This is a genomic window from Psychrobacter sp. TB20-MNA-CIBAN-0197 (genome assembly GCF_040309765.1).
GTDB lineage: Bacteria > Pseudomonadota > Gammaproteobacteria > Pseudomonadales > Moraxellaceae > Psychrobacter > Psychrobacter submarinus.
Genome location: NZ_JBEOPC010000647.1, coordinates 1 through 270, shown reverse-complemented (window position 1 = coordinate 270; position 270 = coordinate 1). Strand labels below are relative to the sequence as shown.

1 protein-coding gene is annotated in these 270 nt (G+C 43.3%); it reads right to left on the bottom strand.

From position 1 onward, the window contains the following. Nucleotides 1-270 (bottom strand): tRNA nucleotidyltransferase/poly(A) polymerase-related protein (locus AAEY83_RS15355; protein ID WP_502945197.1); only part of this gene is annotated, 270 nt, incomplete at both ends.

Below are 270 nucleotides of genomic sequence, written 5' to 3'. Positions count from 1 at the left end.
GCTCAGAAGGCGGATAAATGATTAAACTATCAATCGCACCCGACTCAAACAATAATGGCAACAATGGCACTAGATAGCCACCGGTAAACATCTTTTGCGTTTCATCATAAAGACGATGCGGTGATATTTGCTCAAGCAATGCCCAATTATCATCATGAAACTGCTGAGACAACTCTTCGTCAAACTCAAAGCCCAATTTGGCTTTGAAACGTAACGCGCGCAACAATCTTACCGGATCTTCTTCGATACGAACGGGTGCATGGCCTAATA